Source organism: Flavobacterium sp. CSZ (genome assembly GCF_015350725.1).
GTDB lineage: Bacteria > Bacteroidota > Bacteroidia > Flavobacteriales > Flavobacteriaceae > Flavobacterium.
In genome coordinates, this window is record NZ_JADKPQ010000009.1 from 190361 (window position 1) to 209261 (window position 18901).

Genomic DNA, 18901 nt, shown 5'->3' on the forward strand with positions numbered 1-18901 from the left:
TATTATTTATAAAGTTTGAAGTTTTTTCTGTTAAAGAAATATTTTTAAAATTCTGGTTGCCGTTTCTATTACCGTGGTTACCCATATATTTTATTTTAATTCCAAGATTAAAAATTTTAAAATTTAAAGATGACAATAAATCTTTTGGTTTTCAGTTTTTAGCAGTTTTAATTGTTGCAATTCCGACCATTATTGCACAAGAATATTTGGTTACAGCAACAGGCAAATTGAGCAAACTTAAAACAATCTATGAATTTGAAAAAAAGAAAACAACAAAGTATTACACTTTAAGAAAATTCCACATTGACAAAACGAATATTGGAGTTTTTAAAACCAGTGATGTTTCAGGCAAAAACAACGAACATTTTAATATTCTGATTTATGTTGCAATGCCAATTTTCGAAAACACAAAAGACACTTCAAAAACCGAATGCAAGTATTGGTTAGGAAAGCGATATTCTAAAGAAATCAGCAATCATTTTTCTATTGATGAAAAAAAGACAAAATATCATGAATTTGAACAAGAAGTTGAGGCTGAATTTGTAAAAACTAATTTTAACGATTTTACTTATTTAGAGTTAATTGGCAATACAGACGATCACGAAAACTTTAATGACGCTATTAACGAAAACAAAAAATACGATTTTAACGAACCACTTGTTTTTGAAACACATAAAGATTCTTTTAGAAACAGAAATGGTGAGAAATTAAGCTGGTTCCTTGGCACATTAACAGGAGGCTTTTTAGTTTGGTTAATAATTTTATCTTTTATAAAATTTCAACCAAAATCTAAAAAAAACAAAACCAGTATTTCCAGGAAAACTTCAAATTTAAAAGACCTTATAAGTTTTTTAACTCCTAAAGAAGAATTTTACATTACGCCTATTCTATTGAACCTTAATATTATTATCTTTCTAATAATGTTATTTGCCGGATTTAGCTATGGCTTTCTTTCTATTAAAAGCAAATATCTATTAGAATATGGCGCAAATTACAGTTCTTACATCAAAGAGGGGCAATTTTGGAGATTACTAACTTCTACATTTTTGCATGGCGGAATAATACATTTATTCAATAACATGATTGGACTGTGGTTTATCGGAATGTTTCTTGAACCATCTCTTGGAAGAATAAAATTTCTTTCTGCTTATATAATAACCGGAATTTTAGCAAGCATAGCTAGTGCTTGTTGGCATCCTGTTACGATTAGCGTCGGTGCATCTGGTGCAATTTTCGGGCTATGTGGTTTATTTTTGGCTTTATTGGTTTTCAAAGCTTTTCCTTCAAATTTCAGCAAAATATTTTTAAACCTTATTTTAGGTTATGTCGGAATTAATTTAGTTATGGGGCTTTTAGGTGCTGGAGTCGATAATGCAGCTCACATCGGCGGACTTGTAAGTGGCTTTCTGATGGGCTGCATAATGTCTCCTCAATTAAGAGAAGAAAATGAATTTGACAATGAATAAAAAACAACTCAAATAAATTATAATCCTTACTTTTGAACTCAGATTATAAAAGCCTTTTATTTATGGAAATCCAATCCAATTTTTCTTTAAAAAACTACAATACATTTGGTATCGAAGCCAAAGCAAAACAATTTGTTGCCGTTCATTCAGTAGACGAATTAAAATCAATTTTGAAACAATACAAAAACGAGAAAAAATTTATTTTAGGCGGCGGAAGCAATATGCTTTTAACTAAAGATATTGAAGCTTTGGTCATTCATATTGATTTAAAAGGCAAAAAAATCATTAAGGAAGATGACGATTTTGTCTGGGTCGAAAGTCAGGCTGGCGAAACATGGCACGATTTCGTTCTTTATACCATCGATAACAATTTTGGAGGTTTAGAAAACATGTCGCTGATTCCAGGAAATGTGGGTACAACTCCGGTTCAGAATATTGGCGCTTATGGAACCGAAATAAAAGATACTTTTGTTTCGTGCGAAGCCATGAACATTGAAACTCAGGAAATAAAAACTTTTACGAATACCGAATGCAATTTTGGATACAGAGAAAGCATCTTCAAAAACAACGTTAAAGACCAATATATTATTACGGCTGTAGTCTACAAACTAACAAAGCGCAATCATAAAATCAATACTTCATACGGAGATATTACGGCCGAATTGGCTAAAAATAATATCGTTACTCCCACTTTAAAAGATGTGAGTAATGCTGTAATTGCCATCAGACAAAGCAAATTACCGGATCCTAAAGAACTGGGAAATAGTGGAAGCTTCTTTAAAAACCCAATTTTATTGAAATCTGATTTCGAAAAAATTCATCAAAACTTTCCTGAAATGAAATACTATGAAGTTTCAGAAACCGAAGTAAAAGTTCCTGCTGGCTGGCTAATTGAGCAAGCAGGTTTTAAAGGAAAACGTTTTGGCGACGCCGGAGTGCATAAAAATCAGGCTTTGGTTTTGGTAAATTATGGAAACGCAACAGGACAGGAGATTTTAGCAGTTTCAAAAGATGTTCAAAAAACGGTTTTCGAAAAGTTCGGAATTCATATTGAAGCTGAAGTTAATATTATTTAGATTCTTTTCGCCACGAATTACCGAGAATTAATTAGTGTAAATTCGTGGAATTCGTGGCAAAAAAACACTACTCTACTTTTCTCAAATGAAAGAACTTATTTCCATAAAAATCGAAAATCCAGACGACGAAAAAGTTTTGGCAATCACAGAAGAATTATCAGAAAATCTTTATATTCGTTTTGGAAGTGACGGAAAGAATTCTTTTCAGGATTGGGAGAATGAAAATTCAAAGTTTGTATTTGTTATAGCTCAAATTAATACTGAAATTGTGGGTTGCGGAGCCATCAGACCAATTGACCCAACTACTGGAGAAGTAAAACGAATGTATGCCAAATATCCTGGAAAGAAAATCGGACAAACGATTTTAGACTTTTTAGAAAATAAAGCTGTAAATCTTGGTTATGCTAACTTGATTTTAGAAACACGAGTAAAAAACAAAAGTGCTTTTCGGTTTTATCAAAAACAAGGCTATAAAATAATTCCGAATTACGGAAAATATACAGATCGAACAGAAGCCATTTGTCTGGGAAAATCTTTAAATCAAAATTCATAAAAATGTATACTCCTAAAATATACAAAGACGAAGATCCTGAATCGATCAGAGCTTTTTTGAAAGAAAACAGTTTTGGCATTCTGATCAACCAGACACACGGAAAATTATGCGCAACACATATCCCCATAGAACTTGAAGTTACAGCTGAGGGAAAAGAAGTTTTGCAAGGACATATTTCAAAATTAAATACACAAGCAGAAGGTTTTGCCCAAAACGATCAGGTTCTGGCTGTTTTTACAGGTCCGCATAGTTATATTTCGTCTTCCTGGTACGATCATGAAAATGTACCTACCTGGAATTATATAGCCGTACATGTTTATGGCCGAATTAAAATTGTAGACGAAGCCACCACAATAGAACAACTTAAAAAATTGGTTGATAAATACGAAGCCACTTCTGAAAATCCGGTTCGTGTTGAGGATTTATCAACAAAAACAATGCGCGAAGCCAGAGGAGTATTTGGTTTTGAAATTGAAATTGATGAAATTCAGGCTACCAAAAAACTGTCTCAGAACCGCGACGACCACAATTATAAAAACATTATTACGGAATTAGAAAAAACTGAAAACCCTCAGGCTATTGCTGTTGCGAAAGAAATGTCGAAATGCCGAAAGTAAATTGGCTTTAGCCATTGAAATCTAGGAATTCATAAGTACATTTGCACGCGCAAGATTCAGAAATTAAAAGACATTAAAATCAGATGCTTATAACTTTATTTTACTTCTTTATTGCTATTGTTGTTATCCAGGTTTTCTACTACTTAGGAATTTTTGGAAAGTTTGCTTTTGCCAAACCACAAGATATTACATCAAAAAAATTGCCTGTATCTGTAATTGTTTGTGCTAAAAATGAAGAAGAAAACGTAAAAAAGTTTATTCCGTTATTGGCAGAACAAGATTATCCTGATTTTGAAATTGTTTTAATAGACGATGCTTCAAGCGACGAAACCCTAGAAGTTTTTGAGCAATTCGAACAACTATATCCTAATATTCGTTTAGTAAAAGTGCAAAATAATGAAGCTTTTTGGGGAAATAAAAAATATGCTTTAACCTTAGGAATCAAAGCATCCAAAAAAGAATACTTGTTATTTACTGATGCTGATTGTTATCCTACTTCAAAAAACTGGATCACGGCAATGACTTCTCAATTTACCATGAATAAAACAATTGTTTTAGGATACGGAGGTTATGAAAAAGTAGAGCGTTCTTTACTAAATAAAATCATTCGTTTTGAAACTGTTTTAACAGCCGTACAATATTTTTCATGGGCAAAATTAGGACTTCCGTACATGGGAGTTGGCCGTAATTTAGCTTATAAAAAAGAAGAGTTTTTTAATGTAAATGGTTTTATCGAACACATCCAGATTCGTTCTGGCGATGATGATTTGTTTATCAATCAGGCGGCAAACAAAAACAATACAACTATATCCTATACTCCGGAAAGTTTCACCTATTCCAAACCAAAAGAAACTTACAGAGAATGGTTTACTCAAAAAAGAAGACACATTTCTACCGCTGAACATTATAAGTTTTTCGACAAAATGCAGCTGGGTCTGTTTTTTATATCACAATTATTCTTCTTTATCTTAGTTATAGTATTATTGGCTTTCCAATTTCAATGGATTGCTGTACTGGCTATTTTAGCAACACGTTATACCGTGGCATGGACTGTAATTGGATTTTCTGCCGGAAAATTAAAAGAAAATGATATTAAAGTTTGGTTTCCTATCGTAGAAATCATGCTTATATTCACGCAAATTAATATCTTTATAACTAATATCTTTTCAAAACCTGTATATTGGAAATAAATTCTAAAATAGAAAAAGCGAAAAAGGGCGATCAAATCGCCTTTACTTTTTTATTAGATTATTTCTGGAACGAAGTGTACGGCTTTATGCTAAAGCGCACTGAAAACGAAACTACTGCCGAAGATATCACCATCGAAACCTTCTCTAAAGCTTTTGACAAAATAGGCTCTTACAACCCTGAATTTCAATTCAACACTTGGTTAATTGCTATTGCAAAAAATGTATACATTGATTTATTGCGTAAAAAGAAAACCAATCTTTTTATAGAGATCACTGATAACGAAGACCAACAGGCTTACAATATTGCCGACCCCACTCCATCAGCCGAAGATGCTTTAATTAAAGAGCAAAATCTTTCGCGATTGCTACAATGCATCAAAGAACTGAAACCACATTATCAGGAAGTAATCCAGTTGCGTTATTTTCAGGAAATGACTTATCAGGAAATCGCACTTAAAATCGATGAACCTTTAAGCAATGTAAAAGTAAAATTACTTCGTGCTAAAAAATTATTGGCAGAAATCATCGAACGTAATAGATAATTTATTATCTTTAGGTAAAGAATAAAATATAATTCGCTTTATTCTTAAAAAAGTAAATTATCCACACATTAAAACAACAACGCTTCGTTGTTTGCTAAACCCAAAACCTTATTGCTTATGATTTAAATGTTACTTAACCTTAAAATCCATAAATCATGTCTAAATCAAGTATCTACGAAACAAGCTGGACCAATCTTGTTTTCGAAAACAAAAACAAAGAGTACGGCGCCTACCAATTACGCCAGGAGAATTCAAAAACCACCATCTCAGCTCTATTTATGGGTTTGCTATTATTAGCCGCTTTGGGAAGTGTATCAGTGTTAATTAACAAATTCAGGCCTGTTCCGACAGAAATAGTACCATTAGATCCTGGTCCATTAGTTGTAACACCGTATGAGGTACATCCTGTTATTCCAAAAACAGAAGAGCCAGTAGTTCCTCAGCAACAAAGTGCAGCTGCGGCGCCAGCTACCAGTACACAATTAACAAATCCTGTTGTTGCTGCACCAGATCAAGCTACTCCTGAAATTGCGACTAATGCAAATAATGCTCCTGCTGTAGAAAATCCTACAGGAACAGGATCTGTTGTAAACGCAATACCAACTACTGGAGGTGGAGGTGGCGAAGCCGAAGTACCTGTCATTACTAATGAACCTTTACCAACTGCACTTTTAGATAAAATGCCGGAATTTCCAGGAGGAATGGCTAAGTTTTACACTTATGTAGGTAACAATTTCAACAGACCGGAATTGGATGCTGAAAAAACATTAAGAGTGTATGTTTCATTCGTAATCGAAAGAGATGGTTCTATTACCGATATCATGGTAAAAAACGATCCTGGTTACGGACTTGGAAAAGAAGCGATCAGAGTATTAAAATCATTAAAAACAAAATGGATTCCCGGAGTATTAAACGGGAAAGCAGTTCGAACTGCCTATAACCTTCCGATCACTATAAAAACGGAAGCTCAATAATAAAAATAGAAAAGCAGAATTTAGGTTCTGCTTTTTTTTTGCGCGTTACCTCAACAACGAAAATTTCTTTCGATCATCCTGATACCCCAAATTACGACTTTGCTCCTTCAAATTTTTATGTTTTTTTTCTCAGCAAAGAAAACCTCACGCAAAGCCACAAAGACGCAAAGTTTAAAAATTCAAAACTTTAAAAAAAGCTTTGCGACTCTGCGCCTTTGCGCGATTAAATTTTTAAAAAGCTTTCCATCTTTGCGACTTTACGAGATTAAATTTTAATTACTTTTACAACACCTTTTAAAGGAAAATCAAATCTATCAAAATTAAAAACTAAAAAATGGGAATATTTTCAGCTATCCTTGGCAACGCCGGTTCTGTAAGTCAGGAAGATTTAATTAAAAAATACGGTCAGCTTTTGACTGATAATGAAGAGATCGAAATGGGTTTTAAATTAATCCGCGATACTTTTATCTTTACGAATAAAAGATTAATCTTAGTTGACGTACAAGGAATAACGGGCAGCAAAACAGAATACAAATCGATCGCCTACAAAAGCATCACTCGTTTTAGCGTAGAAACCGCAGGAACTTTTGATCTTGATGCCGAATTAAAAATTTGGGTTTCAAGCGAACTAAACCCAAGTATTGTAAAACAATTTAATAAATCTGTAAACGTGTATGATGTACAAAAAGTACTGGCTTTTCACGTTTTAGGTTAGTGTCAAAAATAATAAACCCGACAAATTTCTCAGAAACTTATCGGGTTTTATTTTACTGTCAGAAATTATTATTTCTTTTTAGTAGTTGTTTTTTTCCTAGTGGCAGCTTTTTTGGTTGTTGTTTTCGTAGCTACCGGTGCAGTATTTACAATTTTTTGTTGCACATACGGTTTATACAAACCATCTTTTTCTGCTCTTTTCTTAGCATCTTCGGCTCTTTGTTGTGAATCCGGATGCGAACTCATCATCTGATCGATAAATGACGCTTGCGATCCTTCGCTCATCTTCGCCAGAATTCTAAAAGCAGATTCTTCGGCATTTACATTATAACCATTCTTTTTCAAGAAATTGTATGAGAACAAATCAGCTTCGGCTTCTTGTTTACGGCTAAATTTACTGTCGATTATCGCGCTTCCTATTTTACCCAGCTGACTATCTGTAACGCTTGCAATCGTAGCAGATTGTGAAGCCGCACCTTCTAACAAAGCTTCTTTTCTGTAAGCTGCTTTTATCGCATCTCTTGAATCATTATTGGCAACGTGACCAATTTCATGGCCAATTACTGCAAGAAGCTCATTATCATCCATGATATCCATTAAACCCGAATATACACGAACACTTCCGTCTGCAGTTGCAAAAGCATTAACTTCCTTTAATTTATACACTTTATAATTTAAAGTATATCCGTCACCAGTAGTATATTTTCCAAAAACTCTGTTCAATCTTAAAGTGTAAGGATCCGTTGCACTTGCAACTTCATTTTCAGTATCCATCTTATCTACTGCAGCTTTAGAAAGTGCAGCTGCATCGGCATTACTAAACGTAAAACCAGTTACTCCTTTTTGAACAGCTCCAATGGCTTTTTCGCCAAAATTAATCTGCGCATTCATTTTAGTAAAACCAAAAGCGGCAAACAAAACTCCCAATACAATAAATTTCTTTTTCATGTTTTATATTATTACAATTTAACAACAAATGTATTACAATGTTTAGTTTTTTCTATTTCAATTAAATACAATTTATAACAAATAAAGATATAAATATTAAACGAGTAAAAATCAACCCTGTGCTATAATTATCCTTCTTACTCAAATAAACAAACAAAAATTAACGGATTTTATTAGCATCATGATTTAAAAACAATAATTTAACACGTGGGTAGAATTATCATCAAAACAGCTTTTCAAACTATAAAGAGATCAACACCAAATTAAATGGTAAACGAATCATCAAATAAACTACATTCCTTATCTTTGTACTTTGAATTTTGATATATGGAAACAGTCATTGAAAATATACCAACTGGAAAACCTAAATGGTTAAAAGTAAAACTTCCAATTGGACAAAAATATACTGAACTTCGCGGTTTGGTCGATAAATATAGCTTAAACACCATTTGTACCTCAGGAAGTTGCCCAAATATGGGTGAATGTTGGGGTGAAGGAACAGCTACTTTTATGATTTTAGGAAATGTTTGTACGCGTTCATGCGGATTTTGCGGTGTAAAAACCGGAAGACCGGAAACCGTAGATTGGGACGAACCTGAAAAAGTGGCGCGTTCTATAAAAATCATGAACATCAAGCACGCTGTTATTACAAGTGTTGACAGAGATGATTTGAAAGATGGCGGTTCTATTATCTGGATCGAAACCGTAAAGGCCATTCGAAGAATGAATCCACACACTACTCTTGAAACTTTAATCCCTGATTTTCAAGGAATCGAAAGAAACCTGGACCGAATTGTGGAAGCAAATCCTGAAGTAGTATCTCACAACGTTGAAACGGTTCGTCGTTTGACTCGTGAAGTACGTATTCAGGCAAAATACGATCGTAGTTTAGAGGTTTTACGTTACCTGAAAGAAAAAGGAATTAACAGAACCAAATCCGGAATTATGTTAGGTCTTGGAGAAACTGAAGAAGAAGTTTTTCAGACTATGACAGATTTACGCAATGCAAATGTTGATGTTGTTACTATTGGTCAATACCTACAGCCAAGTAAAAAACATTTACCTGTAAAAGAATTTATTACCCCCGATCAATTTGCACGATACGAGAAATTTGGTCTTGAATTAGGTTTCCGTCATGTCGAAAGTGGACCTTTAGTTCGTTCTTCATACAAAGCACAAAAACATATTCTATAAAAAAAGTTATTGGTTCAATCGTTTATTTGTTTAATCGCATCAGCGGCGAAACAAATAAACGATTGAACAATTTAAACAAATAAACAAAGCACTTGAAAACAAGAATTGCTATTAATGGTTTCGGAAGAATTGGTAGAAATTTATTCCGCTTACTTTTAAACCATCCTGACATTGAAGTTGTTGCCATCAACGATATTGCCGATAACAAAACCATGGCCCATTTGACAAAATACGACAGTATTCATGGGGTTTTACCTTTTATCGTTAGTCATGACGAAACAGGAATAATTGTTAATGCAAAACATTATTTATTTTTTCATGAAAAAAGCATTTCAAAGTTAGACTGGAAAAGCCATAATATTGATTTTGTAATAGAATCTACAGGAAAATACAAAACCCACGAAGAACTAAACGCTCATCTTGAAGCAGGGGCTAAAAAAGTAATTCTTTCAGCTCCTTCAGAAGTGGATACGATCAAAACAGTCGTTTTGGGAGTTAACGAAAATATCCTGGACGGAAGCGAAAACATTATTTCAAACGCAAGTTGCACCACAAATAATGCTGCCCCGATGATAAAAATCATCGATGAATTGTGCGGAATTGAGCAAGCGTACATCACAACGATACATTCTTACACTACAGACCAAAGTCTTCACGACCAGCCACATAAGGATTTACGCCGTGCAAGAGGTGCAAGTCAGTCAATTGTTCCAACAACTACAGGTGCAGCTAAGGCATTAACAAAAATTTTTCCTAAATTGCATGAAAAAATCGGAGGTTGTGGAATTCGCGTTCCCGTTCCCGATGGTTCATTGACAGATATTACGTTTAATGTAAAACGTGCTGTTACTATTGAAGAAATAAACAAAGCATTTCAAGAAGCCTCAAAAACAAATTTAAAAGGAATATTAGATTACACAGAAGATCCTATTGTTTCTGTTGATGTAATTGGCAATACACATTCGTGTTTGTTTGACGCGCAATTAACCTCTGTCATTGACAAAATGGTAAAAGTTGTGGGTTGGTACGATAACGAAATTGGCTATTCATCAAGATTAATCGATTTGATTTTGCGTACAAGAAAAACATAAGATTCATTGTAAAAGCATTGCATTACATGAAATACCACTTTTTTATTCTTTTTTGTTTTTTTAATTCATTTTTGTATTCTCAATCCAAAAAGAATACGGACAGTGTTTCCTATTACAACAAATTAGTCAATAAAAATCTGGAAAATAAAAAATACAACCAAGCTATTTTTTATACCCAAAAATCTATCAATTTTTGCGAATCAAATCACAAACATGAAGGTTTAGCCAATCAAACTTTTAAGCTTGGAAAAATTTACTACAAACAACATAAATACGATGAAGCCCTAAAGAGTTTTCATAAAAGTGTTGCTTCATTTGACAGTGTAAAACCAACTTGTACCAAAGTTCTGGCATTGCACTATATTGGCGTAGCTAATACTGCAAAAGGCGATTATGAAACCGCTGCTCTTTATTACAAAAAAGCCGAATCGCTTTTGAATCAGTTAAAAATGACTGATCATGCCCAAGTTTTGAACTATCAAAAAGCGATGGCATTAAAAGCAAATAAAAATTTACCTCTTGCCGCAAAATCTTTTCGCGAAATAACACAAAGAGCTGACAACCCTTCTATCCTAAAAACTAAGACTGATGCCTATTACCAACTAGGGTTAATCGAAACACAACTTAAACGAAATGATTCTGCTATAATTTATCTGGACAGCGCTTTAGAATACAATTCAAAAAGCAATAATCTGGCTCAGAAGTCCAAAATCATTTTAGCGATAAGCCAATATTACAAAAAAAACAAAAACTTTGACCTCGCCTACTCTTATCTGGATGAGCATTATCAGTTAGAAAATTATATTTTAAAAATAAAAAATGCAAAACTTGATCTTAATGAGTTCGAAAAATTCAAAAAGAATCAATCCTTAAACAATACAATTAAACGCGAAAGCGAAGAAAAAATTCAGTTAAAAACATATCGTTATTCTAAATTGGTCAGCATTCTGGCCATTGCACTTATTTCGATTTTATCTCTTTTAAGCTTAGCATTGTATAAAAATAATATTATTCGAAATCAGAATAACTTACTTTTAAGAGAAAAAAACAAAGAACTTATTTTAGCCAAAAACAAAGCTGAAAAGGCGTCAAAAGCCAGATCCGAATTTCTATCAACGGTAAGTCATGAGCTCCGGACGCCCTTAAATGCTATTAACGGAATTACGCATTTACTTCTTCAGGATAATCCAAAAAAAACACAATTAAAATATCTAGAATCTTTAAAGTTTTCAGGAAACTATCTCACGACATTTATCAATGAAATTCTGGAAATTAATAAAATCGACTCGACAAAAGTTGAAATAGAAAATATTAGTTTCAATTTAAAAGAGTTGTTATTCAATATTCAAAGCTCCTTAAAAGAATTAGCAACGGCCAACAAAAACTATTTCAACCTTGAAATAGATGATGCTATTCCGGATAATTTAATTGGTGATCCTACTAAGATTTCTCAAATCATTTTAAACCTAATTAATAATGCTTTAAAATTTACACAAAACGGCAATGTAAATGTAATTGCAAAATTATATACGAAAGAAGAAGATAGTGCTACAGTTTATTTTGAAATTGTAGACACAGGAATTGGTATTCCAGAAGACAAACTGCAAACTGTTTTTGAAAGCTTTTCGCAAGGCTCAATCGAAGTCAATCGCAAATATGGCGGAACTGGTTTAGGATTAACAATCGTAAAAAAACTGATTGAACTTTTAGGAGGCGAAATAAAACTAAAAAGTGAAGTGGGTAAAGGTTCTACTTTTACCTTTAAATTGAAATTTAAGATTAACAATGAACCTTTGGAAGTGGTAGAAGAAGCAAAACCCTATAACGACAAACAATTAAAACACAAGTCGATTTTATTGATTGAAGACAACAAAATCAATCAAATGATTACTCGAAAAATGCTGGAAAATAAAGCCATCACCTGCGAAATAATCGATAATGGCGAAGATGCAGTTGAGCTTTTAAAAGTAAAAAGGTTCGATATGATTTTAATGGATGTTCATTTACCCGGAATCAATGGCACAACGGCCACAAAATTAATCAGGGAATTTGATAAAACAACCCCAATTATTGCCTTAACAGCGATTTCGCTTGACGAAAACAGAGATATGCTTTTATCTTTTGGGATGAATGATGTTATTACAAAACCTTTTGTTCCCGATGAGTTTTATAGTATTATTGCGAAGTTTTTCGATTAATTCTTGTTGCTGCTAAGATTCGGAGTTTAATTTAACATACTCTAAAATCGTTGCGTCAAAATTTTGCTGATGATTGATAAACGTACTTCTTATTGGCAGATAATACAATTGCGAAGCCAGTTTAGAATCTTTTAAACGCACATAATCCTTTTCTGTTGTAATGATTTTTTTATTACCCGCTTTACCCTGAATCGACTCTAAATCACTCTCCGAGAAATTATGATGATCCGGATAAGTCAGGCATTCATCATTTTCATTTTTTAAATAATTAAAAAACGGCGTTGGTTTTGCAATTCCTGCAAGAAGCAATTTCGATTCTGATTTTATTTCATTTACAGCTATTTTTTTATTTTCTCCATAAATATAATCATCGTAATCTATAAACGTAAAATAGATTTTCTGCGAACAAGTCAGTTTCAATTTCAAAAGAATTTCTGCTTGTTCTGTATCTGACAAATCTTTCGGGCATTTCGTAACAATTACAATATTTGCCCTATTGGCTCCACTTCTGCTCTCGCGAAGATTTCCAGTTGGCAGAATAAAATCATCGGCATATAAATCACCGTACGAACTTAATAAAATATAAAAACCCGCTTTTACTTTTCGGTGTTGGTAGGCGTCATCTAATAAAATAACCTCTGGCTTTTCATTCTGCGAAAGCAATTGTATAATTCCGTTTGTTCTGTTGGCATCCACTGCAACCTGAATATGAGGGAATTTTTGATAAAACTGAAAAGGTTCATCGCCTAGAATTTCTGCATTAGAACTTGAACTGGCCAAAACAAAACCTTCAGATTTTCGTTTATAACCACGGCTTAAAGTAGCCACTTTATATTGATCAGATAATAACCGTATTAAATATTCTATTTGAGGAGTTTTCCCGGTTCCACCTACGCTTAAATTCCCAACGGCTATTACAGAAATATTAAATGAAGTCGATTTGAGAAATCCTTTATCAAAAAGAAAATTACGAATGCTTGTAATGAATCCGTATAAAACGGCGAAAGGAAAAAGTATTTTTCGAAGTAAGTTCATATATTATTTATCAGAATAATGTCCCATTGCAGAAACTATAATAACGGTCACAATTTCTTCTTCTACTCGATAAATCATTCGGTCTTTTTGATTAATCCTTCTAGACCAATACCCATTAAAATTATATTTCAACTCCTCCGGTTGTCCTTCTCCAAAAAAAGGAGTTTCAGTCAATTCTAAAAGTATTTTTTCAATCTTTTTTATAGTAGCTTTATTTGCTGATTTATAGTGATTTTTTAAATCTTTACGAGCAATATCGTCAAATTCTACAAAATACTTCCCCATATATCATCTGGATTTAATCTTGTCGTTTTTCCTTGTCTAATATTCTCTTCCGCTTTTTTAACTTTTTCAATAAATTCAGAGCTGTAAATACTTGGCTCTTCATTAACCTGTCCATATGTTGGTTCAACGATCTCAATACCTTCAACACCTTTAAAAAAAGCTTCAAACATCGCCATAAATGCTTTTCCTGTCTTCGTTTGCTCGTTAACTTTTATTGTAGTCATGACTTTAGGTTTAGAACTACAAATATACGAAAATCGTACAATTTAATATCAGTAATTTATACCACCAGTATCAACTATTTATACTTGGCAACAACTTTTAACTAAAGCATCAAGCTCTCAAAGTATATTATTTTTCGTTAATTTGTTTCAAATTTAAAGTTTCAAATTACAATGTAAAACCTGAAACTTGAAACCTGAAACAAAAGAATAATGAAAATCAAAGAAATATTAGCAGTCCTGGAAGAAATGGCTCCTTTGGCTTACGCCGAAGATTTTGACAATGTTGGTCTTTTAGTTGGCGATGCTGAAACCGAAAGTACTGGGATTTTAGTTTGTCATGATGCTTTAGAAAATGTAATCGATGAAGCCATTGCTAAAAACTGCAATCTGGTAGTTTGCTTTCACCCGATTTTATTCTCCGGAATTAAAAAAATTACGGGTAAAAATTATGTAGAGCGCGCTATCCTGAAAGCCATCAAAAATGATATTGCTATTTATGCCGTTCACACAGCTTTAGATAATCATTCGGCTGGAGTTAATAAAATATTTTGTGATGCTTTAGGATTAACGAATACTAAGGTTTTAATTCCGAAACAGAGTTTTATCAAAAAACTAGTTACTTACACTACTCCTGATAATGCTGATAACGTCCGAAACGCCTTGTTTCAGGCTGGAGCAGGAACTATAGGCAATTATGACAATTGTAGTTTTAATACCGAAGGCTTTTTTACTTTTCAGGGAAATGAAGACAGTAATCCTGTCATTGGAGAAAGAGGAAAATTACATACCGGAACCGAAATAAAAATTGAAGTTGTTTTTGAAAAACATTTACAATCCCGAATTTTAAAAGCTCTTTTCGCGAATCATATTTACGAAGAAGTAGCTTATGAAGTTTATGATTTACAAAACTCCCATCAAAATATTGGCTTGGGAATGATTGGTGAATTTGAAACAGAAATGGATGAAAAAGATTTTTTGCTTTTTGTAAAAAATAAAATGATTGCCAACGGAATTCGTCATTCGGCCTTTACAGGAAAAAAAATCAGGAAAGTTGCCGTTTTGGGAGGCTCAGGAAGTTTTGCCATAAAAAATGCAATTATGGCCGGAGCCGATTCTTTTTTGACTGCCGATTTAAAATACCATCAGTTTTATGAAGCCGAAAACCAACTACTTTTAGCCGATATTGGTCATTTTGAGAGCGAACGCTATACAAAAAACTATATTGTTGATTATCTTCGAAAAAAAATCCTTAATTTTGCCATCATTTTATCAGAAGAAAATACAAATCCAGTTAAGTACTTATAGAATATGGCGAATACGAAAGAATTAAGTGTTGAGGACAAGTTAAGAGCAATATACGATTTACAGCTTATTGACTCTAGAATTGACGAAATCAGAAACGTGAGAGGAGAACTTCCTTTAGAGGTGGAAGATCTAGAAGATGAAGTTGCAGGTTTAAGCACGCGTTCAGAGAAACTGAAAAGTGAACTTGAGGTTATTGAAGATCTTATCAAAGCAAAGAAAAATGCAATTGATGAGCACAAAGAGGTTATCAAAAAATACACAAAACAACAAGAATCAGTTCGTAATAACAGAGAATTTAATTCTTTGACTAAAGAGGTTGAATTTCAGGAATTAGAAATTCAATTGGCTGAAAAGCAAATCAAAGAAATGAAAGCTTCTATCGAACATAAAAAAGAAGTTACTTCGAACTTAAAAGAAAAACTTGACGCTAAAAGTTCTCATTTAAAACATAAAAAATCTGAACTTGATGCTATTATGGCTGAAACTCAAAAAGAAGAAATCTTCTTGTCTGAGAAATCAGCTGAGTATTCTGCTCAGATCGAAGAAAGATTATTAGCTGCTTACACTAGAATTAGAAGTAGTGTTCGTAATGGTTTAGCGGTTGTATCTATCGAAAGAGGAGCTTCTGCAGGATCATTCTTCACAATTCCACCTCAAACGCAGGTAGAAATTGCTTCTAGAAAGAAAATCATTACTGATGAGCACTCTGGAAGAATTTTAGTTGACAGCGCATTAGCTGAAGAAGAAAAAGAAAAAATGGAACAATTGTTCTCTAAATTCTAATACGAGTCCCGATTTTATCGGGACTTTTTTTTTGTTTTTTTTGCCACAGATTAAAAAGATTATAAAGGATTATTTTATCTCAAAGCTGAGTAATTCAATCTGTGTTAATCCTTTTAATCTGTGGCAAAACAATTTTTATCCAGTTTAAAATCTTATTTTTTACCTTTATAAAAAAATTAAGTTTTGGGAATTAAAAAAGGAATTCGTTTCATTACATTAAAATCGGTTGGGTCTTATATCAACTTCTTAAGCTATGTTCGCCCACAAAAAGCTGTTGAACTTTCTTATGCTCTTTTTAGCCAGCCCAGAGTTGGTCGATTACAAAAAGAAGATTTACCCAAAATATTAAAAAATACAGAAACCGAAACGTTTCATCATAACGAACATCATTTTCAGACGTATATATGGAAAGGGAATCAAACCAAAATTCTTCTCGTTCACGGTTGGGAAAGTAATGCTTCGCGCTGGAAAAAAACATTACCACATCTTCAGAAATCCGGAAGTACCATTATTGCTATTGATGCTCCTGCTCACGGACAAAGCAGCGGTAAGGAATTTAATATTCCGCTTTATGCTGAATTTATAAACAAAGCGGTCGAGAAATACCAACCAACCATTATTATTGGTCACTCAATTGGTGGTGCGGCTTGCGTTTATCATCAATATTTATTCCCGAATACGAGCATTAATAAAATGGTGATTCTTGGAGCGCCATCGGACTTAAAAACATTGATCGACAATTATATTGCCATGTTGAGTCTGAATACTAAGATGTTTTCACTTCTTGAAACTAAATTCATCAATCGTTTCAATTTTAAAATTGGGGATTTCTCCGCACAAAAATTCGCATCACAATTTAATGTTGCCGGTTTTATCGCTCATGATACTTCAGATAAGATTGTTGCTTTTGAAGAAGGTCGAAAAATTGCCAGTAACTGGAAGAATAGTCAGTTTATAGAAACTGAAGGTTTAGGCCACGGTATGCATGATGATGAATTGTATGAGAAAGTAATTGAGTTTTTGTTTTCTGTAGAAAAGGCTTAATGCCGCTCAGTCGCTAAGGATCAAAGTTTTTTTTTCATTCTAATTGCATTGTATATTCTCTGCGGAGTTTCTAGTGCGATTCTTCGTTCCTCAGGATGACAAGATTGAGAATAGAGGATTGTAAAGAAAAAAATCCGTTTAAATCTGCGTTTTTGCAATGCAACTCCGCGTCATCTGCGTATCATTATTCGCTATTTATTTTATTTTAAGTTTTTCTTTTTTCAGCATAAAATGAAAATAAAACTTAGTGCCTTTGTGTCTTTGTGGCAAATCTAAACAACTATTTTAAAAGACTTCAACATTTCTTTTTCGCCTTTTCCTGTTATTATGATTGCCCTTGAATCTTTGGTTTTTCTGATCCAGTCTTTCTCCAGCATTTTATTCAACAACAAAGTTCCTACTGATCCTGCGATATGATATCGTCTTTCGCTCCAGTCAAGGCAAGGTTTTAAGAATATTCTTTTTTGCTTTTGAGCTTCTTCTAAATTAATTCCAAAATCTGAAAACCATTTTTCTCCTTCGGGACTAATTTCGAAAGTACTATTCTTTTCGATTATTATTTTTTGTTCTACTAAACTATCGGCTAAAGCCACTCCTATTTTACCCGCCAGATGATCATAACACGTTCGGCAATATTTTACGGGAGGATAATTTTCGGTTTTCTTTTTTGAAGAAATCTCCGGCTTGGGGATAAGATTAGCCATAGCTTCAACAACGTAGGCTACTTCTTTACTCGAAAATCTATAATATTTATGTCGGCCTTGTTTTTTGACAGTCAGTAAATTTGCCTCAAGAAGTTTACCCAAATGCATACTCATATTTTGCGGCGATGTATTTACAGCAATCGAAAGCTCTGTGGCTGTAAAAGCTCTTCCGTCTAACAATGTCCACATAATGGCTGCACGCGTGGCGTTTCCAATTAATCCTGCCGCTTTTATAAATTGATCTTCCATTTTAGGTTTCCATAGTTAAATATAGAATGAAGTATTCTTTTGTAAAGTTAAATAACTTTGCTTTATTCCGTCAACCTAGTGAAGTTTTATGGTTTTTATTTCATGAATATAAAACGATTACACTTTTAGAAAATAATATAAAATACGAACCCTTGATTAATGCCAGATTAGCTAAAGTATCTGGATGCGATAAAATAAAAAACAAAATATGATAGCAGTAATTTTTGAAGTAATCCCTAACGAAGGAAAAAAAGAAGAATATCTGAACATCGCCGCAAGTCTGCGACCAGAATTAGACTATATCGACGGATTTATTTCGATAGAACGTTTTCAGAGTTTTAGCGATCCTGAGAAAGTTCTATCCTTATCTTTTTGGAAAGATGAAGAAAGCATCCAGCAATGGCGAAATCTCGAAATGCAAAGTCACGCACAGGCAAAAGGCCGAAATGAAGTTTTTAAAGACTACCATTTAAGAATTGCCACAGTTGTTCGCGATTACGGAATGTTTGAGAGGAAAGAAACGCCTGAGGATAGTTCTGAGTTTCATTCTTAAAATAAGGTTCAAAGGGGCAAAGGTTTTTTTAGATAAAGTAACCGCATGTTTGTCATCCTGAGGAACAAAGGATCACACCAGAAACTCGACAAAGATTGTCAACTTTCTTTACGGAATTACTCATGTGATCCTTTGTCCCTCAGGATGACAAGATTG

The 18901-nt window shown here is 33.4% G+C and carries 20 protein-coding genes; 15 read left to right on the forward strand and 5 right to left on the reverse strand.

The features are described from left to right. Nucleotides 1-56 precede the first annotated feature (56 nt). The 8 genes from IRZ78_RS12630 (at nucleotide 57) to IRZ78_RS12665 (ending at nucleotide 7133) form a co-directional block, all read left to right on the forward strand. Nucleotides 57-1466, forward strand: coding sequence for a rhomboid family intramembrane serine protease (locus IRZ78_RS12630; RefSeq protein ID WP_194616880.1), 1410 nt, complete (start codon nucleotides 57-59; stop codon nucleotides 1464-1466). Between the two features lie 62 nt (nucleotides 1467-1528). Then, entirely contained in the window at nucleotides 1529-2542 is a 1014-nt protein-coding gene (murB, locus tag IRZ78_RS12635) for a UDP-N-acetylmuramate dehydrogenase (RefSeq protein ID WP_194616881.1), read from the forward strand. 85 nt (nucleotides 2543-2627) lie between these two features. Then, nucleotides 2628-3095, forward strand: a complete 468-nt coding sequence (locus tag IRZ78_RS12640) for a GNAT family N-acetyltransferase (RefSeq protein WP_194616882.1) — start codon at nucleotides 2628-2630, stop codon at nucleotides 3093-3095. 2 nt (nucleotides 3096-3097) lie between these two features. Then, a complete protein-coding gene (locus IRZ78_RS12645; protein ID WP_194616883.1) occupies nucleotides 3098-3712 on the forward strand; it encodes an FMN-binding negative transcriptional regulator in 615 nt (204 codons plus the stop codon). Nucleotides 3713-3795: 83 nt separating this feature from the next. Then, the gene (locus tag IRZ78_RS12650; protein ID WP_194616884.1) at nucleotides 3796-4902 is read left to right on the forward strand and encodes a glycosyltransferase; all 1107 of its coding nucleotides are present in this window, start codon (nucleotides 3796-3798) and stop codon (nucleotides 4900-4902) included. Then, nucleotides 4893-5444, forward strand: coding sequence for a sigma-70 family RNA polymerase sigma factor (locus IRZ78_RS12655; protein WP_194616885.1), 552 nt, complete (start codon nucleotides 4893-4895; stop codon nucleotides 5442-5444). Before IRZ78_RS12650 ends, IRZ78_RS12655 begins: the two co-directional genes overlap by 10 nt. A 155-nt stretch (nucleotides 5445-5599) precedes the next feature. Beyond that, entirely contained in the window at nucleotides 5600-6418 is an 819-nt protein-coding gene (locus IRZ78_RS12660) for an energy transducer TonB (RefSeq protein ID WP_194616886.1), read from the forward strand. Nucleotides 6419-6752: 334 nt separating this feature from the next. Further along, nucleotides 6753-7133 (forward strand): PH domain-containing protein, encoded by a 381-nt coding sequence (locus IRZ78_RS12665; RefSeq protein ID WP_065450978.1) that lies wholly within the window; start codon nucleotides 6753-6755, stop codon nucleotides 7131-7133. 68 nt (nucleotides 7134-7201) lie between these two features. Here IRZ78_RS12665 and IRZ78_RS12670 read toward each other — a convergent pair whose 3' ends face one another. Next, a complete protein-coding gene (locus IRZ78_RS12670) occupies nucleotides 7202-8080 on the reverse strand; it encodes a M48 family metalloprotease (RefSeq protein WP_194616887.1) in 879 nt (292 codons plus the stop codon). 327 nt (nucleotides 8081-8407) lie between these two features. Between IRZ78_RS12670 and lipA the strand changes: the two genes are divergently transcribed. The 3 genes from lipA to IRZ78_RS12685 all read left to right on the forward strand — a co-directional run bounded on the left by lipA (nucleotide 8408) and on the right by IRZ78_RS12685 (nucleotide 12563). Continuing rightward, entirely contained in the window at nucleotides 8408-9274 is an 867-nt protein-coding gene (lipA, locus tag IRZ78_RS12675) for a lipoyl synthase (protein ID WP_194616888.1), read from the forward strand. A 92-nt stretch (nucleotides 9275-9366) separates the two neighbouring features. After that, nucleotides 9367-10365 (forward strand): type I glyceraldehyde-3-phosphate dehydrogenase, encoded by a 999-nt coding sequence (gene gap, locus IRZ78_RS12680; protein WP_194616889.1) that lies wholly within the window; start codon nucleotides 9367-9369, stop codon nucleotides 10363-10365. 26 nt (nucleotides 10366-10391) lie between these two features. Beyond that, nucleotides 10392-12563, forward strand: a complete 2172-nt coding sequence (locus tag IRZ78_RS12685; RefSeq protein WP_194616890.1) for an ATP-binding protein — start codon at nucleotides 10392-10394, stop codon at nucleotides 12561-12563. Nucleotides 12564-12575: 12 nt separating this feature from the next. Here the strand turns inward: IRZ78_RS12685 and lpxK are convergent, their stop codons facing one another. Genes lpxK through IRZ78_RS12700 form a run of 3 tightly spaced genes read right to left on the reverse strand, consistent with a single transcriptional unit; the run spans nucleotide 12576 to nucleotide 14107 of the window. Next, nucleotides 12576-13598: a tetraacyldisaccharide 4'-kinase gene (gene lpxK / locus IRZ78_RS12690; protein ID WP_194616891.1), complete on the reverse strand. Its 1023-nt coding sequence runs from the start codon at nucleotides 13596-13598 to the stop codon at nucleotides 12576-12578. Between the two features lie 3 nt (nucleotides 13599-13601). Continuing rightward, nucleotides 13602-13883, reverse strand: coding sequence for a Txe/YoeB family addiction module toxin (locus tag IRZ78_RS12695; RefSeq protein WP_194616892.1), 282 nt, complete (start codon nucleotides 13881-13883; stop codon nucleotides 13602-13604). Then, nucleotides 13865-14107 (reverse strand): DUF2683 family protein, encoded by a 243-nt coding sequence (locus IRZ78_RS12700; RefSeq protein ID WP_194616893.1) that lies wholly within the window; start codon nucleotides 14105-14107, stop codon nucleotides 13865-13867. Before IRZ78_RS12700 ends, IRZ78_RS12695 begins: the two co-directional genes overlap by 19 nt. Nucleotides 14108-14317: 210 nt before the next feature. Between IRZ78_RS12700 and IRZ78_RS12705 the strand changes: the two genes are divergently transcribed. The 3 genes from IRZ78_RS12705 to IRZ78_RS12715 all read left to right on the forward strand — a co-directional run bounded on the left by IRZ78_RS12705 (nucleotide 14318) and on the right by IRZ78_RS12715 (nucleotide 17239). Further along, a complete protein-coding gene (locus IRZ78_RS12705) occupies nucleotides 14318-15412 on the forward strand; it encodes a Nif3-like dinuclear metal center hexameric protein (RefSeq protein WP_194616894.1) in 1095 nt (364 codons plus the stop codon). 3 nt (nucleotides 15413-15415) lie between these two features. Further along, complete coding sequence (locus IRZ78_RS12710; RefSeq protein WP_194616895.1) at nucleotides 15416-16195, forward strand: C4-type zinc ribbon domain-containing protein; 780 nt, start codon at nucleotides 15416-15418, stop codon at nucleotides 16193-16195. Nucleotides 16196-16378: 183 nt separating this feature from the next. Beyond that, nucleotides 16379-17239 (forward strand): alpha/beta hydrolase, encoded by an 861-nt coding sequence (locus IRZ78_RS12715; RefSeq protein ID WP_194616896.1) that lies wholly within the window; start codon nucleotides 16379-16381, stop codon nucleotides 17237-17239. 272 nt (nucleotides 17240-17511) lie between these two features. On the opposite strand, the gene IRZ78_RS12720 is transcribed toward IRZ78_RS12715, so the two are convergent. Continuing rightward, nucleotides 17512-18192 (reverse strand): winged helix-turn-helix domain-containing protein, encoded by a 681-nt coding sequence (locus IRZ78_RS12720; RefSeq protein WP_194616897.1) that lies wholly within the window; start codon nucleotides 18190-18192, stop codon nucleotides 17512-17514. 208 nt (nucleotides 18193-18400) lie between these two features. Here IRZ78_RS12720 and IRZ78_RS12725 point away from each other — a divergent pair, with 208 nt between their 5' ends. Next, a complete protein-coding gene (locus IRZ78_RS12725; protein ID WP_194616898.1) occupies nucleotides 18401-18745 on the forward strand; it encodes an antibiotic biosynthesis monooxygenase in 345 nt (114 codons plus the stop codon). Nucleotides 18746-18901 lie beyond the last annotated feature (156 nt).

What these genes read in the sequence shown, in the direction of transcription:
- murB (WP_194616881.1), top strand. Translation starts at nt 1,529, where the DNA reads ATGGAAATCCAATCCAATTTTTCTTTAAAAAACTACAATACATTTGGT.
- IRZ78_RS12640 (WP_194616882.1), top strand. Translation starts at nt 2,628, where the DNA reads ATGAAAGAACTTATTTCCATAAAAATCGAAAATCCAGACGACGAAAAA.
- IRZ78_RS12645 (WP_194616883.1), top strand. Translation starts at nt 3,098, where the DNA reads ATGTATACTCCTAAAATATACAAAGACGAAGATCCTGAATCGATCAGA.
- IRZ78_RS12650 (WP_194616884.1), top strand. Translation starts at nt 3,796, where the DNA reads ATGCTTATAACTTTATTTTACTTCTTTATTGCTATTGTTGTTATCCAG.
- IRZ78_RS12660 (WP_194616886.1), top strand. Translation starts at nt 5,600, where the DNA reads ATGTCTAAATCAAGTATCTACGAAACAAGCTGGACCAATCTTGTTTTC.
- IRZ78_RS12665 (WP_065450978.1), top strand. Translation starts at nt 6,753, where the DNA reads ATGGGAATATTTTCAGCTATCCTTGGCAACGCCGGTTCTGTAAGTCAG.
- IRZ78_RS12670 (WP_194616887.1), bottom strand. Translation starts at nt 8,080, where the DNA reads ATGAAAAAGAAATTTATTGTATTGGGAGTTTTGTTTGCCGCTTTTGGT.
- lipA (WP_194616888.1), top strand. Translation starts at nt 8,408, where the DNA reads ATGGAAACAGTCATTGAAAATATACCAACTGGAAAACCTAAATGGTTA.
- IRZ78_RS12685 (WP_194616890.1), top strand. Translation starts at nt 10,392, where the DNA reads ATGAAATACCACTTTTTTATTCTTTTTTGTTTTTTTAATTCATTTTTG.
- lpxK (WP_194616891.1), bottom strand. Translation starts at nt 13,598, where the DNA reads ATGAACTTACTTCGAAAAATACTTTTTCCTTTCGCCGTTTTATACGGA.
- IRZ78_RS12695 (WP_194616892.1), bottom strand. Translation starts at nt 13,883, where the DNA reads ATGGGGAAGTATTTTGTAGAATTTGACGATATTGCTCGTAAAGATTTA.
- IRZ78_RS12700 (WP_194616893.1), bottom strand. Translation starts at nt 14,107, where the DNA reads ATGACTACAATAAAAGTTAACGAGCAAACGAAGACAGGAAAAGCATTT.
- IRZ78_RS12705 (WP_194616894.1), top strand. Translation starts at nt 14,318, where the DNA reads ATGAAAATCAAAGAAATATTAGCAGTCCTGGAAGAAATGGCTCCTTTG.
- IRZ78_RS12710 (WP_194616895.1), top strand. Translation starts at nt 15,416, where the DNA reads ATGGCGAATACGAAAGAATTAAGTGTTGAGGACAAGTTAAGAGCAATA.
- IRZ78_RS12720 (WP_194616897.1), bottom strand. Translation starts at nt 18,192, where the DNA reads ATGGAAGATCAATTTATAAAAGCGGCAGGATTAATTGGAAACGCCACG.
- IRZ78_RS12725 (WP_194616898.1), top strand. Translation starts at nt 18,401, where the DNA reads ATGATAGCAGTAATTTTTGAAGTAATCCCTAACGAAGGAAAAAAAGAA.